The sequence below is a fragment of the Aliirhizobium smilacinae genome (assembly GCF_006335145.1).
Lineage (GTDB): Bacteria > Pseudomonadota > Alphaproteobacteria > Rhizobiales > Rhizobiaceae > Neorhizobium > Neorhizobium smilacinae.
In genome coordinates, this window is sequence record NZ_VDMN01000003.1 from 179,073 (window position 1) to 192,491 (window position 13,419).

Here is a 13,419-nt window from a genome sequence, read left to right on the forward strand (position 1 = left end):
TGTTGCCTCGGCATCGCCAACTCCGATTTTCCGTCCGCTTGGCGAGGATCCAAGCTTTCCGCAACCGATGCTGCCGCCGCGCACGATGCGGCCGGATCCTCGGGCGCTTCTGGCTGCTGCCTATCCGGCGTCAGACAACGTCATCGTCAGCACCGATGATTCGGGAGAGGTGCGAAAACTTGCCGATGTCGAGGAGGAACTGATTCGCTTCGCGCTCAAGTTCTATCGCGGTCAGATGAGCCAGGTTGCGCGCAAACTCGGCATTGGCCGCTCGACTCTCTACCGCAAGCTCAAGGATTACGGAATCGATCCGGATGATCCGCTAAAGGAAGCCGCTTGATTAGGGAGTGTTAATTTTCAGGCAAGCAAACGATGGCAATTTGTGTCAATCTCTCTTTAGCACATCATTGACTATATGAGAGATGCTTGTACATGTGTGGCAAATTTGCCATCGTGTGACCGCAATTGTCAGCCAAATGGGACAGCGAGGGACGTTGTCTGCAGGACGGGGATCGCTTTGCCTGATTTGAATGCAAAAGAAACGCCTGAAGGCACGAGCGTTCGCCGCTTCGTTCTCAAGGCTTTCCAGTCGCTGACAAAGCGTGCCGCTACAGGTGCGGCGCTGGCGCTCGTTGCCGCCTCCATTTGGCCCGGATCGGTTAGCCAGGCGGCTGCCGAAAACAGAAGTCTCAAGCTTTATTTCATCCATACCGGCGAAAAGGCCGAAATTACCTTCAAGCGTAACGGCCGATTCGATCCCAAGGGTCTGCAGCAGATCAACAACTTCCTGCGCGACTGGCGCAAGAACGAGCCGACGAAGATGGATCCGCGTCTTTTCGATCTCGTTTGGGAAGTTTATCGCCGCAGTGGCGCCAAGGATTATATCCACGTCGTATCCGCCTATCGGTCTCCAACGACCAACGGGATGCTGAGAGGGCGCTCGCGCAACACGGGCGTGGCGAAGAACAGCCAGCACATGCTCGGCAAGGCGATGGATTTCTATATTCCCGGCGTGAAGCTTGCGACCCTGCGCGCGCTTGCGATGCAGATGCAGGTCGGTGGCGTCGGCTTCTATCCGACATCGGGTTCGCCTTTCGTACATCTGGATGTCGGCGGCGTGCGCGCATGGCCGCGGATGTCGCGCCAGGAGTTGGTGCAGATTTTCCCGAAGGGCAACACGCTGCATCTGCCGGCGGATGGTCAGCCTCTACCGGGCTATGATCAGGCGCTTGCCGATTACAAGAAACGGGTCGGCTCCAATTCGATCGAGATCGCATCGACGGCAGGTGGTGCACCGGCGGCCGAGCGCAAGCGTCGCGGCTTCCTGGCTACTCTCTTCGGCGGCGGTGCCGACGAGGAAGAGGATAACGGCGAAAGCAGCGCGCCGGTCGCGGCATCGCCACGGCCGTCAGCGCCCGCAAGCAGGCCAGCTGACGCAGAGGACGAGGCACCTGCCACTCCGCTGCCGGGTGTGATGGTCGCTTCGGCCGAGCCACGGCAGCAACAGCCTGAAACCATTACTGCGCCTGTTCCGGCCTCACGTCCTGCATTCAGGCAGGATGGCCCGGGTGCGCTTGCAACGGCGCTTTATTCACAGCAGCGCAATCCGGCCCAGGAAGCTCTGGCCTTGCAGGCTGCAGCTTCGGCAAACAGCCGGCCTGAAGGCGAGGATTTCGCCGATCTGACGAAATATTCCGTTCCTGTGCCGACCCTGCTCGGTTCGCGCGGCCTGAAGGCCGATGCGGACACGTCGACGATGATGGCGTCGCTCGGCGATGTCCCGGCTTCGCTGCAGGATATGTCGGGCGTTCCTCTGCCGGCTCATCGGCCGGCGGTTGCTCAGGTTGCATCAGTGATCCCAACGCCGCAATTGCAGTCGCCGCAGCCGGTGCGTGACGAACAGGCTCTGACGCCTGAACTCGTTGCAGCCCTTTCGCGCAGCGTCGATGACGAGCGCAGGCCGGCAGCAAGCATTCGTCCGATCAGCGAAAACACCCGCGCGGCCCAGTCCGCTCCGGTGCCTGCCCCTGCACAGACCCGCAAGCCGGTGGAAGTGGCAGCACTACCGCAGAAGGTTATTCATGCGCCTTCCGCCGCCGGGCAATTCGGTGATGGTTTCGACACACCCAAATGGGTCGCAGCTGCTGCTGCTGCCGTACCGACCAAGGGTGGCCGATCGACGAAACCTGCCATGGCTCCTGCCTCCGGTAATCTGACCAAGGATGCATTGGAAAAATGGGCGCTGGACAACAAGCGTTCAGGCGATGTGGTGTCTGTGAAGGCGCCACGTGTAGTGACCCGGACGCTCAACAGCGAATATTCGGCTGCCTATGCCAATGAAGGCTTCAAGCCGGTTTCGGCTGCGGTTGCCGTCGATCCGAGCCGCTTCAGCGGATCCAACTGACATTCTTTGAATGATGGTCTCACTGCTGGGAATGTGTCCGGTTGACCGGGCTATTTCCTTAGAATCTGCAGAACCGACTGCGCTGCGTTTTTGCCGGCGACAATCGCTCCCTCGACGTAACCGGGGAAGGATGGCGACAGTTCTGAGCAGGCGAAGTTTAGACGCGGCATTCCCTGCAGCAAAACGGCTTCCGCATCCGTCGCGTCGATGTCGGTGATGACGTCGCTATAGGCGCCGTCACTCCAGGCATCATTCACCCAGTCGCGTATGTTGACCGAAGCGGGATGTTTCGCTTCTTCCCCGAGAGCCATCGCAAGTTCCGCGGTGACGAAGGCTGCAAGTTCCGCCTGCGGTTTTTTATGCCACAACGAGGCGAGCGGGCCTCCGAGGAAGACAACTATACCGGCATAAGTGTCGTGGCTGGCGTCGCAGGCATACATGCCTTGTGGATCGCTCCACATCACCGACCCGCTGAGATTTCGGTCCCGCCAGAATGGCCGTTGGTAGCCAACCTGCAGTTTGATGGCGCAGCCCGGTTCCCAGGCCGCCAGTGCCTTGCACAGCTGATCGGGCAGAGGCGGCGAAATTTCGATCCGGCGCGCCATGACCGGCGGGACCGCGAGGATGACCTGCCTTGCCGTCAGTGCGCGACCCTCGACGTCGACCTCCGCCATATCCTCCATCATCGTGATCGAGGTGGCCGGCGCCGACAGTCTCAGGCGGTCGCCGAGGCTTTCGGCGAGCTTTTCCGCCAGTCCGTGCATGGTGTCGCCCAGGAACATTTCGAGCTCCGGGTAAACATTGGTGATCCTGCGGTCGTTCGATACGAGATAGGCGAGTGCGACCTCTTCCGGTGCCCGGCACCAGAGGCCTTTTACAAGTCTGCGAAAGGAGCCGGTCACGTCGGCGGGTATTTCCGTCTGCCGGTCGATCCATTGCCCGACGGTCAGGCGGGCGAGCGCGGGATCGGTCATGTCGAGCGCCAGCATCTCCTCCCGCAGTCGCTCGACAGCGTTCCAGATGGTTTCGCCTCGTTCAGGCGATATGGCAGGCCGATAGGATTGTTCTCCCTCGACATGGGAAAAGACGGTGCGCGCGCCGTACCGCTGCACAGTTTCCATCAGATGCGTCATGTCCCGGCAGAGGAACTGGCCACCGGTGTCGATGCGAATGCCGCTCGGCAGATATTCCGACTCGACGCGCCCGCCGACCCGGTTGCGGGCCTCGATGATAATGACATCGAGGCCTGCCTCTATCAGGTTTACGGCTGCGGTGAGGCCGGTAAAACCTGCGCCGATAACGATGACGTCGTGATCTGCCATGAGAAACTCGGGAAACGAGAAATTGGCTGTGTCAGGCGGAAAAGAAAAAGCCCGCCTTCGAGGGCGGGCTTTGAAAAGCGGATCAGGCGGCTTCTTCCTCTTCGGTGCCAGCGCCCGGGATCATGCCAAGGGCGCTGAGGTAGGTGTCGAGGATGAGATCCTCTTCCATGCGCTCCTGATCGTCCTTCTTGCGAAGGGCGATGACCTTTTTCATGATCTTGGTGTCGTAACCCATCGACTTCGCTTCGCCGTAGACATCCTTGATATCGTCGGCAATCGTCTTCTTTTCTTCTTCAAGTCGTTCGATGCGCTCGATAAAAGCGCGGAGCTGGTCGCGGGCGACGCCATGAGCATCAGACATCGGTGTCTCCTGATTGTGAAATGTCTCTCAGAGCATTTCCGCTTTTCTTCGAAACGCGAAACCGCTCTCTCTCTTTATTCAACGCAATTCCGAAGGCAAAACCGGTTTCCCATTTTGCTGGAATTGCTTGTGTGCTGGTCAAGTGCCGAAAAGCAGGCGCGAGGTCAAGTGCAATCAATCATCGTTGTGATTTCAGCCATGAGGCGGCTTGTTGATCTCGAATGCGGCTTTTTGAGCGTCGTCCGCTTGCCCCTGGTGAAGGTTCTTCCAGTCCTCGTAGGGCATGCCGTAAACGACCTCGCGCGATGCGTCCTTGGAAATATCCAGGCCCGCGTCAGCGGCTGCGTCGCGGTACCAGTTGGACAGGCAGTTGCGGCAAAACCCGGCCAGGTTCATCAAGTCGATATTCTGCACGTCGGTACGCTGGCGCAGGTGCTCGACGAGCCGGCGAAACGCTGCCGCCTCGAGTTCCGTCTGCTGTTCCTTGGTGAGCTCAGTCATGGGAACATCTCCTGTTGTTACCGTTAGGCAGGGTAGGGGCCGGTTCGCGACGGGAAAACATGGTATTCGTGCAATGTGGGGTCTGTGTTGAGCGCGGTAAAGATCGGCGCTAGCCTTCTCGCCCACGCATCCATGCCTGCTTCGTCACCGATCAGGTCCTGCCGGACCTCGAGAAGTGTGTGTGGAATGCCGGGAACCATGCAGTGGCGGTACATCGTGTCGCCCTTCAGTGCGCCGTCATAAGGTTCGTTGTCGCCGACGACGATATCGCCCGCCTCCCGCAGCATTGAAAGCAAGGGCAGGACCGCCCTGTCATCACTGTCCCACAGCACGGCAGTATGCCAGGGCCGCGCGAAATTCTTCCAGAAGGGGGTGAAGGAGTGCAGCGAAAGCACCAGTGGAGCCCGGCCGGAAGCCGATGCCCTGGCGAGTGTCTGCTCGACGGCGCGATGGTACGGCCGGTGATAGGTGTCGAGACGGATCTGCCACTCCTCGTCGGTCATCGGGTGATTGCCGGGAATGATCGCGCCGTCGGAAATCTTCATCACCAGCGTCGGATCGTCCTCACCACGGTTCGGGTCGATCAACAGGCGTGAAAAACAGCCAAGCACGGCCGGAACGCCGAGCATCGCGGCCAGCCTGCGTGTCAGTCCCTCGACGCCGATGTCAAAGGCGATGTGCCTGAGGAAGGCACTGTCGGGCAGGCCGAGGCTGCCATATTGCGGGGGAAGGCGGTTCATGGCGTGGTCTGCTAGAAGCACCATGCCTTTGTCATAGTCGCCGTCTATGATCTCGAACGGTTGGAAATTCTGCATGCTCACGGTCATTTCAAACGATTATGTTGTGGGTCTGGTGATCGCATGGCCCCCGATCCGGCGCAAGAGCGGAGGCTTCTACCTGTCAAAAAGCAAGCCTGGGCAGGGGGATGCAACAATTTTGGGTAGGCCTAGCGGCAGGGCGACGCAATCAACTACAGCTTCGTTGACTTTCTGGCCGTTGCGCGCGAGAAAGTGCCTCCACGATAACCATGGAGTCCTGACGGAAACCGTGCCGATAAAATCGATTAAAATTTATTTTCGTTCGCTCCTTTCCGTTCCGGCGGGTGCTTTCGCCTTTTGCGTAGGTGCACCGCTTCTCATGGCTTCTCCGGCTCATGCAGATTTTCGCGTGTGTAATGGCACGCAGAATCTGGTCGGGGTGGCTATAGGTTATCGTGCCCAGGACGGTTGGAATACCGAGGGATGGTGGCAGGTCCCTGCTTCCACCTGCGCTACTCTGATCGAAGGGGAACTGCAGTCACGATACTATTATCTATATGCCGAAGATGCCGCCCGAGGAGGGCGGTGGACCGGCAATATCAATATGTGCGTCGCCGAGAATGAGTTCAAAATCGTCGGCGTCAATGATTGTTTCACCCGTGGCCACCAGCGCATGGGTTTCAAAGAGTATGATACGGGTCGTCAGGGAAGCTGGATGGTCCAGCTTTCGGACACGCCCGGTTCGCAAGAAGGCCAGAATTGATGAGGCGTAACCGTAAAGTAAAGATCCTAGCCACGCTCGGTCCGGCATCGTCGGATGAGGCAATGATCCAGAAGCTCCACGAGGCAGGCGCCGACCTGTTCCGTATCAACATGAGCCACGCCAGCCATGACATGATGCGCACCTTGATCGAGCGTATCCGCTCGGTCGAGAAGAAGTCGGGACGGCCGATCGGCATTCTCTGTGACTTGCAGGGACCGAAGCTTCGCGTCGGCAAGTTTGCCAACACGAAAGTAACACTGGCTCCGGGCCAGACATTCACGCTCGACAATAACGAGGCGCCGGGCGATGAAACGCGCGTCTATCTTCCCCATCCGGAAATCCTCGAAACCGTAAAGGCGGGCGATCGCCTGCTGATCGATGACGGCAAGCTGGCGCTGAAGGCTATAGAGGCCGACGGCAAGAAGATCGTTTGCACGGTCGTTGCCGGCACCAGCATTTCCGACCGCAAGGGCGTCAGCCTGCCCGATACGATCCTCACCGTCGGTGTATTGACCGACAAGGATCGCGCCGACCTCGATGCGGTTCTGGCCACCGACGATGCAGACTGGATCGCCCTGTCATTTGTACAGCGCCCGGAAGACCTGGTGGAAGTCCGCAAAATCGCGCGCGGTCGCGTCGGCATCATGTCGAAGATCGAAAAGCCGCAGGCGCTTGAGCGTATCGATGAAATCATCGAGCTTTCCGATGCCGTCATGGTTGCCCGTGGTGACCTTGGCGTGGAAATGCCGATCGAAATGGTGCCTGGTATCCAGAAGCAGCTGACCCGTGCCTGCCGCCGTGCAGGCAAGCCGGTTGTAGTTGCAACGCAGATGCTGGAATCGATGATCACGGCTCCGGTTCCGACCCGCGCGGAAGTCTCCGACGTGTCGATCGCCGTATTCGAAGGTGCCGATGCCGTCATGTTGTCGGCTGAATCTGCCTCCGGTCAGTATCCGGTCGAGGCTGTCTCGATGATGGCGTCGATTGCCCGTCAGGTGGAGCAGGATCCGCTCTATCCGAGCATCATCTACGCACAGCGTGCAACGCCGGAAGCCACAGGTTCCGACGCGATCTCGCTTGCTGCCCGCCAGATTGCCGAAACGCTTCAGGCTGCAGCGATCGTCACCTACACACAGTCCGGCACAACCGGCCTGCGCGCCTCGCGCGAGCGCCCGAACGTGCCGATCCTGGCGCTGTCCCCGAACATCAAGACGGCTCGCCGTCTCGCTGTCTGCTGGGGCCTGCATTGCGTGGTGACCCATGACGCGATCGATCTGGACGATATGGTGAACCGCGCGGCGCGCATCACCGTAACGGAAGAGTTCGGCAAGCCCGGCGACCGCATCATCATCTCGGCCGGTGTTCCGCTAGGCACGCCCGGCTCGACCAACATGCTGCGCATCGCCTATATCGGCGCAGATGGCCAGACCGGCGCATAATCGGACTGACATATTTCTGAACTACCAGACGGTCGGAGCAATCCGGCCGTCTGGCGTTTAGGGTGTCATTGCATGAGTGATCCATTGTCTTCCTTCATCCCCCTGATCGAAACCGAACGTCTGAGATTGCGCGCGCTACGCATGGCGGATTGGCCGACCTATGCGGAGTTCATGGCATCGGATCGAGCCGTCCATATGGGCGGGCCACACGCCCAGACGGCGGCCTGGGGCATGTTCTGTTATGATGTCGCGCAGTGGCCTTTGATGGGGCATGGTTCACTGATGATCGAGAACCGTGCTAATGGGTGCTGCGTCGGCCAGGTCTGTATCAATGCCGGTCCTCTGTTTCCCGAACATGAATTGGGCTGGCTGCTTTATCCCGGTTTCGAGGGACGGGGATATGCTTCCGAGGCTGCCATTGCGTTACGCATGTGGGGTTTTGAGGTGTTGGGATTGAAAACGCTGGTGAGCTATATTCACCCCGACAACACGCAGTCTCGCCGGCTGGCCGAAAGGCTTGGCGCGGTGCTGGATGAGGTGGCGGAGCGGCACGATCCCATGGATCTGGTTTACCGGCATATCAGGACGACGGCCTGAGACCACGTTTCTACTTACTCTCGATCGTCATTCCCACGGTGAACGGGCTCTGAACTCCCGATTGTGTGAGGCGAGCTTCGGCCATCCTTGCCAATGCCTGCAGGTCACGATCCATCCCGGCGATCCTTTCTATTGCAGCTACCGCCACGTCGGTGACGACGTAGTCCGGCTTGTGTCCAAGGCCATGGATAACCACCAGCTCGGAGCCGGCAATGTCACGCGCCAGACCTCTCGAGTGAATCTCTTCGAGCACGATCGGATCACTGTCGCCGGTTATGATGACTGTGGGTGCCTCGATCTCCGTGTAGCGCGGAGCAATTCGTGTGACGTAATTCTGGAGGTTGGCGACATCGATCGCATTGTTGCGGAAGTTTTCCGGGCGTAGCACCAGAGCCGGTGCGCCTTCTTCGATATAGCTGTCACGACGCATGTTCGGGCTGAATACGGACTTGGTCGCTTCATCCATCAGAGCCATGCCCGCTGGCAGGCTAAGCAGCCGAGTGAACCACCAGCCCAGATAAGGCGCGGCCGAAACATTGTAGTACCAATCGACGCCGCCCGGCCAGGGATGTGTGGCGGGTGCCAGAAACAAAAGCCCTGAGGTTTTTTCGGGATGGAAGACGGCAAAGCTTGCGGCGATCGCGCCGCCGAAGGAATGGCCGACGATGATTGCCTGGTCGATACCCTTCAACTCCATCAGCCTGGAGATGGCGGCGGCCTGGCCGTCGGGAAAGCCGTTTTCCGGGCCGCCACGCTCCGAATAGCCATGGCCGGGTCTATCTACAAAGAGAAGCTCGGCGCGGCCATCCAGTGCCTTGCGGAAGGCTGTTTCCTGATCCCTCAAATTGCCACTTGCGCCGTGGATGAAAACGATCGGCGGCAAGGCAGGGGTCGGTGGTGCGGGCAGGTGCAGGGCGTTGATCCTGTAGCCGCCAATGTCCGTCAATTCGCCATGTCGCGGAAATTGCTGTTCGATCTCCCTGCTCTTCCAGGCGGTAAAGCCCAAGGCAGCGGCAACGGCGATGGCGATGGCGAATAGGGTGATTGGTACAATCATGCAGGAATGGCCGGAGAATCGTTCAGGTACGGTTGCCGGCGATCTTTTCCGACAGTTTCGATAGGGCTTCCTGCGCGTCCCGATCGGCCGGATAGACGCTGAGATATCGTTCCCAGGCCTTCAATGCCAGATCGTCTTCGTCGGCTTCCATAAGGATACCAGCCATCCCGGCAAGCGCACCGAAGTGGCGAGGCTCGCGTTTCAACACTTCGGCGATATCGGCCATCGATTTGCGCCGGTCACCCATCGTGTAATGCAGCGTCGCGCGGCGATTCCAGCCCTCGGTAAAAGCAGGGTCCAGAAGGGTGACGCGGTCGAGGAAATCGAGCGCAGCAGCGTTCTTCTTTTCCTTGATGGACTCTGCGGACCACTGCATCAGCAGATTGACCGTGGCGCTACCCGAATCGTTCATCTCCGCGATGATCTGGCCGGCAATGCCCTTGGCTTTTTCCGGATTACGTTCACGCTTCAGTGCGTCGAACAACGTGTCGATCGGATTTGCGGTCGAAGAGGCGGACGGATTCGCGTCTGCTGCAAGTGCCTGAGGCACCGCTGTCGGAGGCGGTTCGGCCGGCTGACCCTGTGCATACACAGATGAGGCCAGGACGGCCAGAGCGAGAATCGGGGTGCTTAAAAGCAAATGGCGCATCCGGATAAATTAATCCGGATGCGCCGAAGGTCAAAGCCGAATTGTCGCGCTATCGACAAATTGATTGCCGGCGAGAAAACTCGCCTGCCGCAATCAGCCCTGACGGGCCTTGAAGCGCGGGTTCAGCTTGTTGATGATGTAGATGCGGCCCTTGCGGCGAACCAGACGGTTATCGCGGTGACGAGCCTTCAGCGCCTTAAGCGAGTTCTTGATCTTCATTGTACTGGTCCAGCAGTCTGTGGGCTCAAAGAGCCGCTTGTCTCTAACAATCGAAAGCGCGCCATCTAGTCCCTAAAGGAAGAGGCGCGCCTCAGGTTGGCGTGCAGATAACCCGCGGCTTTCTCCATGTCAACCTTGTGACGAGGTTTTCCGGCCCTTCAATTCGGTGACATGGCCCATCTTGCGGCCCGGACGGGCTTCCGTCTTGCCGTAGAGATGGACAAGCACGTCCTTGGTTGCGAGCCAATCCGGTACGGCCAGGATGTCGTCGCCGATCAGGTTGGTCATCACGCAGTCGGAATGCCTGTCGGGGTCACCCAGCGCCAATCCGGCCACGGCACGCATGTGCTGCTCGAATTGCGAAATGACGCAGGCAGCCTCCGTCCAGTGTCCGGAATTGTGAACCCGCGGGGCAATTTCGTTGGCGATCAGCGTGCCGTCCGCCATGGCGAAGAACTCCATGCCGATCACGCCGACATAATCCAGCGCCGCAAGCAGCTTTTCAGCGGCCTCGCGGGCGGTGGAGGCGGTCGTGGCAGGAATGTTCGCCGGCAGGGTGGATGTGTGCAGGATGCCGTTGCGATGGACGTTTTCGGCCAAATCATAGCAGCGGATCGTGCCGTCTTTGGCGCGTGCGGCAATGATCGATATTTCGCGTTCGAAGGGGACGAAGCTCTCAAGAATCAGCGGTACGGAGCCCAATGCCTCGTAGGCACCCTCAGGCGAGTCGTCGATCGAGCGGAAAACACGCTGGCCCTTGCCGTCGTAACCCATGCGGCAGGTCTTCAGCACGCCCTGGCCGCCGAAATCGGCGAGCGCCGTTTCGAGGTCCTGTTGGCTGTCGACAGCATGGAAACGTGCGGTCTCGATGCCGCAGCCGTTGAGGAAGCGTTTCTCCACCAGCCGGTCCTGCGCGACTTCAAGCGCCTTCGGCGGCGGATAGACCGGCACGGAGCGCTGCAGAGCCTCTGCGGCCGCGACAGGCACGTTCTCGAATTCGTAAGTGACGACATCGCAGCGTTTTGCCAGTTCGGCGAGTGCTGCGGGATCGTCATAGGCAGCGGTGATCTGCTCGTTGGCGACCTGGGCGGCCGGACAATCCGGCTGAGGCTCCAGAATGATGGTGGTGAGATTCAGCCTTGCGGATGCCATGGCCAGCATGCGGCCGAGCTGACCGCCGCCGATAATACCGATCGTCTGAGCCTTCATGCTTCATCCATCGGGTATTCGGCAACGGCTGCGCTCTGGCGGGCGCGCCATTCGTCCAGACGGTAAGCGATGTCGTCATCCGAGAGTGCCAGAACGGCGGCTGCGAGAAGCGCTGCATTGACGGCCCCGGCGCGACCGATTGCCAGCGTGCCGACGGGGATGCCTGCCGGCATCTGCACGATGGACAGAAGACTGTCCTGACCGGAGAGTGCCTTGGACTGAACCGGTACACCAAAGACCGGCAGCGGCGTCATCGAGGCGGCCATGCCGGGCAGGTGGGCTGCGCCTCCCGCGCCGGCGATAATGACCTGAAAGCCAGCGTCGCGTGCGCCCTTAGCGAAATTGAACAAGCGTTCGGGCGTGCGGTGTGCGGAAATGATCCGCGCTTCATAGTCGATCTCGAGAGCGTCGAGTGTTTCGGCGGCGTTCTTCATGGTCTCCCAGTCGGACTGGCTTCCCATGATGATGGCGACGGGCGGTGTCTCGGCCATTTCAGCGTTCCTAAGCGATGATGTCGGGCAGGATCTGGTCTTCGATCTGGGTCATCCTGTCTTTTATGGCGAGCTTTTTCTTCTTCATCCGCTGCACGCGCAGCGCATCGCAGCCGACCTTTATCATGGCATTGATCGCGGCGTCGTAGTCCTCGTGCTCCTGCCGGAGCTTTGCCAGCGCCAGCCGGTTGTCCGCCTGTTCCTGATCGGGCATGTCTTCAAGTCCCCATATCGATCCGGGCTTTTGACCCGGCCCGGCTTAATGCGCAAGCTCCTACCACCAAACCGCGTTAACTGGAAGTTAGCTGAAGCCACGAATTTGCCTCGCTCTTGTCACGAAATCTCCTTCGACAAACGCAGAAGATCGTGTCACACTCCCGTCGTAAACCTGAAGCTTCGGCCGACGGCATGGCCGGAGCAGGCAATAAGGAAGGACATGCCACATGACCATCCAGGCTCATATAGCATCGCTTGAAAAGAAGCACGGCGATCTGGAGGATGAACTCCAGTCGATTCAGTCGGCTCCATCCTCGGACGACCATGAGATCGCCGAACTCAAGCGCCGTAAGCTGCGTCTTAAAGACCAAATGCAGCGCCTCAAGGCGACAACCCGCCACTAGAGGCAGCTAATAGAGCCTGCCGAGGATCTCCATGAGGATTTGGGAGAGATCCAGTAACGGCAAAACAATCAAACCTTTTCTGGTCGTGGTCGTAAGGGCCACGGCCAGAATCGTTTCTGGGGGCAGGATATCTCTTCGTGCCGTATTTATGGTGAGGAGATCAGAACGGCAGACCGTCCCAGAGCAACTTGATGCCGGCGAGGAAGGCGAGGCCGTAGGTCATCGGATAGAAGGTTTCCGCCTTGAGATGCTTGACGACGGCTGCACCGAGCATGGTGGAGACGAGGGCGACGGGGAGAAGTGTCGCAGAAAGCGTCAGGTTATTGCCATCCAGCGCACCAAGAAAGAAATAGGGAATGACCTTCACGGCGTTGACGATGGCAAAGAAGCGGATGCTGGCACCGGTGTAGTTTTTCGGATCAAGCTGCATGGGCAGGACATAGATCTGGAACGGCGGTCCGCCGGCATGGGCGACGAAGCTTGCGTAACCCGACAGTGATCCCCAGAATGTTGCTGCGACCGGGCGGTGAGGGAGAGGGGCGGCAATCGTCCCGCGGCGGCCATAGACCTGCCAGAAATAGCGAGCGGCGAAGAGGATGGTTGCCGAGGCGATCACCACCTTCAGCGCATCATCCGAGACATAAGCCGAAGTCGCCCATCCGAGCGCGATGCCGATCACCCCGCCGGGCATGATCATCAGCAGCGTCTTCGGATCGTTGAATTTGCGCCAGGACCAGAGCGCGACGGCATCCATGAGAATGAGGATCGGCAGGAAAATCGCCGCCGCCTGAACCGGATCAACGACAAGCGACATGATCGGCACACCCAGCAGGCCGATGGCGCCGCCGATACCGCCCTTGGACAGGCCAACGAGCATGACCGCCGGAACGGCGGCGGCGAAAAATGAGAGGCTGGGCAGATCTATCATCGGGCGGGAGACTGCTGGTGGTTGATCCTTCAATCTGTCCGGTCTATCGAATTGCGCAAAGGAAAACGAGTGCGGATGCTGGATGATCGTCAATCCCATCG

The 13,419-nt window shown here is 59.5% G+C and carries 16 protein-coding genes and 1 pseudogene; 6 read left to right on the forward strand and 11 right to left on the reverse strand.

Going from position 1 to position 13,419, the window contains the following annotated elements:
- Positions 1-127 precede the first annotated feature (127 nt).
- Together FHP24_RS29425 and FHP24_RS15510 are read left to right on the forward strand one after the other, a co-directional pair.
- A pseudogene (locus tag FHP24_RS29425) lies at positions 128-340 on the forward strand (helix-turn-helix domain-containing protein); the annotation flags it as partial.
- A gap of 177 nt (positions 341-517) precedes the next feature.
- Complete coding sequence (locus FHP24_RS15510) at positions 518-2,404, forward strand: DUF882 domain-containing protein (protein ID WP_246091771.1); 1,887 nt, start codon at positions 518-520, stop codon at positions 2,402-2,404.
- 50 nt (positions 2,405-2,454) lie between these two features.
- Here the strand turns inward: FHP24_RS15510 and FHP24_RS15515 are convergent, their stop codons facing one another.
- From FHP24_RS15515 to FHP24_RS15530, 4 genes are all read right to left on the reverse strand, one after another.
- Entirely contained in the window at positions 2,455-3,726 is a 1,272-nt protein-coding gene (locus tag FHP24_RS15515; RefSeq protein WP_139677140.1) for a flavin monoamine oxidase family protein, read from the reverse strand.
- Between the two features lie 82 nt (positions 3,727-3,808).
- Complete coding sequence (locus FHP24_RS15520; protein WP_139677141.1) at positions 3,809-4,087, reverse strand: DUF2312 domain-containing protein; 279 nt, start codon at positions 4,085-4,087, stop codon at positions 3,809-3,811.
- Positions 4,088-4,279: 192 nt separating this feature from the next.
- On the reverse strand, positions 4,280-4,588 hold the full coding sequence (locus tag FHP24_RS15525; RefSeq protein WP_139677142.1) for a DUF1244 domain-containing protein: 309 nt from the start codon (positions 4,586-4,588) through the stop codon (positions 4,280-4,282).
- 23 nt (positions 4,589-4,611) lie between these two features.
- Positions 4,612-5,403: an N-formylglutamate amidohydrolase gene (locus FHP24_RS15530; protein WP_139677143.1), complete on the reverse strand. Its 792-nt coding sequence runs from the start codon at positions 5,401-5,403 to the stop codon at positions 4,612-4,614.
- A 322-nt stretch (positions 5,404-5,725) separates the two neighbouring features.
- Between FHP24_RS15530 and FHP24_RS15535 the strand changes: the two genes are divergently transcribed.
- The 3 genes from FHP24_RS15535 to FHP24_RS15545 all read left to right on the forward strand — a co-directional run bounded on the left by FHP24_RS15535 (position 5,726) and on the right by FHP24_RS15545 (position 8,145).
- Entirely contained in the window at positions 5,726-6,109 is a 384-nt protein-coding gene (locus tag FHP24_RS15535; RefSeq protein ID WP_112454589.1) for a DUF1036 domain-containing protein, read from the forward strand.
- Positions 6,109-7,548 (forward strand): pyruvate kinase, encoded by a 1,440-nt coding sequence (gene pyk / locus FHP24_RS15540; protein ID WP_139677144.1) that lies wholly within the window; start codon positions 6,109-6,111, stop codon positions 7,546-7,548. The genes FHP24_RS15535 and pyk overlap by 1 nt, the downstream gene beginning before the upstream one ends.
- A 72-nt stretch (positions 7,549-7,620) precedes the next feature.
- On the forward strand, positions 7,621-8,145 hold the full coding sequence (locus tag FHP24_RS15545) for a GNAT family N-acetyltransferase (RefSeq protein WP_139677145.1): 525 nt from the start codon (positions 7,621-7,623) through the stop codon (positions 8,143-8,145).
- A gap of 10 nt (positions 8,146-8,155) precedes the next feature.
- Here FHP24_RS15545 and FHP24_RS15550 read toward each other — a convergent pair whose 3' ends face one another.
- The 6 genes from FHP24_RS15550 to FHP24_RS15575 all read right to left on the reverse strand — a co-directional run bounded on the left by FHP24_RS15550 (position 8,156) and on the right by FHP24_RS15575 (position 11,984).
- The gene (locus FHP24_RS15550; RefSeq protein WP_139677146.1) at positions 8,156-9,202 is read right to left on the reverse strand and encodes an alpha/beta fold hydrolase; all 1,047 of its coding nucleotides are present in this window, start codon (positions 9,200-9,202) and stop codon (positions 8,156-8,158) included.
- Positions 9,203-9,224: 22 nt separating this feature from the next.
- Positions 9,225-9,851 (reverse strand): hypothetical protein, encoded by a 627-nt coding sequence (locus FHP24_RS15555; RefSeq protein ID WP_139677147.1) that lies wholly within the window; start codon positions 9,849-9,851, stop codon positions 9,225-9,227.
- Positions 9,852-9,944: 93 nt separating this feature from the next.
- Positions 9,945-10,070: a type B 50S ribosomal protein L36 gene (gene ykgO, locus FHP24_RS15560; protein ID WP_132271586.1), complete on the reverse strand. Its 126-nt coding sequence runs from the start codon at positions 10,068-10,070 to the stop codon at positions 9,945-9,947.
- Between the two features lie 129 nt (positions 10,071-10,199).
- Positions 10,200-11,279, reverse strand: a complete 1,080-nt coding sequence (locus tag FHP24_RS15565; RefSeq protein ID WP_139677148.1) for a 5-(carboxyamino)imidazole ribonucleotide synthase — start codon at positions 11,277-11,279, stop codon at positions 10,200-10,202.
- Entirely contained in the window at positions 11,276-11,770 is a 495-nt protein-coding gene (gene purE / locus FHP24_RS15570) for a 5-(carboxyamino)imidazole ribonucleotide mutase (protein WP_139677149.1), read from the reverse strand. Before purE ends, FHP24_RS15565 begins: the two co-directional genes overlap by 4 nt.
- 10 nt (positions 11,771-11,780) lie before the next feature.
- On the reverse strand, positions 11,781-11,984 hold the full coding sequence (locus FHP24_RS15575) for a YdcH family protein (RefSeq protein WP_139677150.1): 204 nt from the start codon (positions 11,982-11,984) through the stop codon (positions 11,781-11,783).
- 229 nt (positions 11,985-12,213) lie between these two features.
- Between FHP24_RS15575 and FHP24_RS15580 the strand changes: the two genes are divergently transcribed.
- On the forward strand, positions 12,214-12,390 hold the full coding sequence (locus tag FHP24_RS15580; protein ID WP_139677151.1) for a YdcH family protein: 177 nt from the start codon (positions 12,214-12,216) through the stop codon (positions 12,388-12,390).
- A 160-nt stretch (positions 12,391-12,550) separates the two neighbouring features.
- Here the strand turns inward: FHP24_RS15580 and FHP24_RS15585 are convergent, their stop codons facing one another.
- Complete coding sequence (locus FHP24_RS15585; RefSeq protein ID WP_139677152.1) at positions 12,551-13,318, reverse strand: sulfite exporter TauE/SafE family protein; 768 nt, start codon at positions 13,316-13,318, stop codon at positions 12,551-12,553.
- Positions 13,319-13,419 lie beyond the last annotated feature (101 nt).

Excerpts from the sequence above, each read along its gene's own strand:
- FHP24_RS15575 (WP_139677150.1), bottom strand. The coding sequence starts at position 11,984 with ATGCCCGATCAGGAACAGGCGGACAACCGGCTGGCGCTGGCAAAGCTC.
- pyk (WP_139677144.1), top strand. The coding sequence starts at position 6,109 with ATGAGGCGTAACCGTAAAGTAAAGATCCTAGCCACGCTCGGTCCGGCA.
- ykgO (WP_132271586.1), bottom strand. The coding sequence starts at position 10,070 with ATGAAGATCAAGAACTCGCTTAAGGCGCTGAAGGCTCGTCACCGCGAT.
- FHP24_RS15520 (WP_139677141.1), bottom strand. The coding sequence starts at position 4,087 with ATGTCTGATGCTCATGGCGTCGCCCGCGACCAGCTCCGCGCTTTTATC.
- FHP24_RS15535 (WP_112454589.1), top strand. The coding sequence starts at position 5,726 with ATGGCTTCTCCGGCTCATGCAGATTTTCGCGTGTGTAATGGCACGCAG.
- FHP24_RS15555 (WP_139677147.1), bottom strand. The coding sequence starts at position 9,851 with ATGCGCCATTTGCTTTTAAGCACCCCGATTCTCGCTCTGGCCGTCCTG.
- purE (WP_139677149.1), bottom strand. The coding sequence starts at position 11,770 with ATGGCCGAGACACCGCCCGTCGCCATCATCATGGGAAGCCAGTCCGAC.
- FHP24_RS15525 (WP_139677142.1), bottom strand. The coding sequence starts at position 4,588 with ATGACTGAGCTCACCAAGGAACAGCAGACGGAACTCGAGGCGGCAGCG.
- FHP24_RS15515 (WP_139677140.1), bottom strand. The coding sequence starts at position 3,726 with ATGGCAGATCACGACGTCATCGTTATCGGCGCAGGTTTTACCGGCCTC.
- FHP24_RS15585 (WP_139677152.1), bottom strand. The coding sequence starts at position 13,318 with ATGATAGATCTGCCCAGCCTCTCATTTTTCGCCGCCGCCGTTCCGGCG.
- FHP24_RS15530 (WP_139677143.1), bottom strand. The coding sequence starts at position 5,403 with ATGCAGAATTTCCAACCGTTCGAGATCATAGACGGCGACTATGACAAA.
- FHP24_RS15545 (WP_139677145.1), top strand. The coding sequence starts at position 7,621 with ATGAGTGATCCATTGTCTTCCTTCATCCCCCTGATCGAAACCGAACGT.
- FHP24_RS15565 (WP_139677148.1), bottom strand. The coding sequence starts at position 11,279 with ATGAAGGCTCAGACGATCGGTATTATCGGCGGCGGTCAGCTCGGCCGC.
- FHP24_RS15580 (WP_139677151.1), top strand. The coding sequence starts at position 12,214 with ATGACCATCCAGGCTCATATAGCATCGCTTGAAAAGAAGCACGGCGAT.
- FHP24_RS15550 (WP_139677146.1), bottom strand. The coding sequence starts at position 9,202 with ATGATTGTACCAATCACCCTATTCGCCATCGCCATCGCCGTTGCCGCT.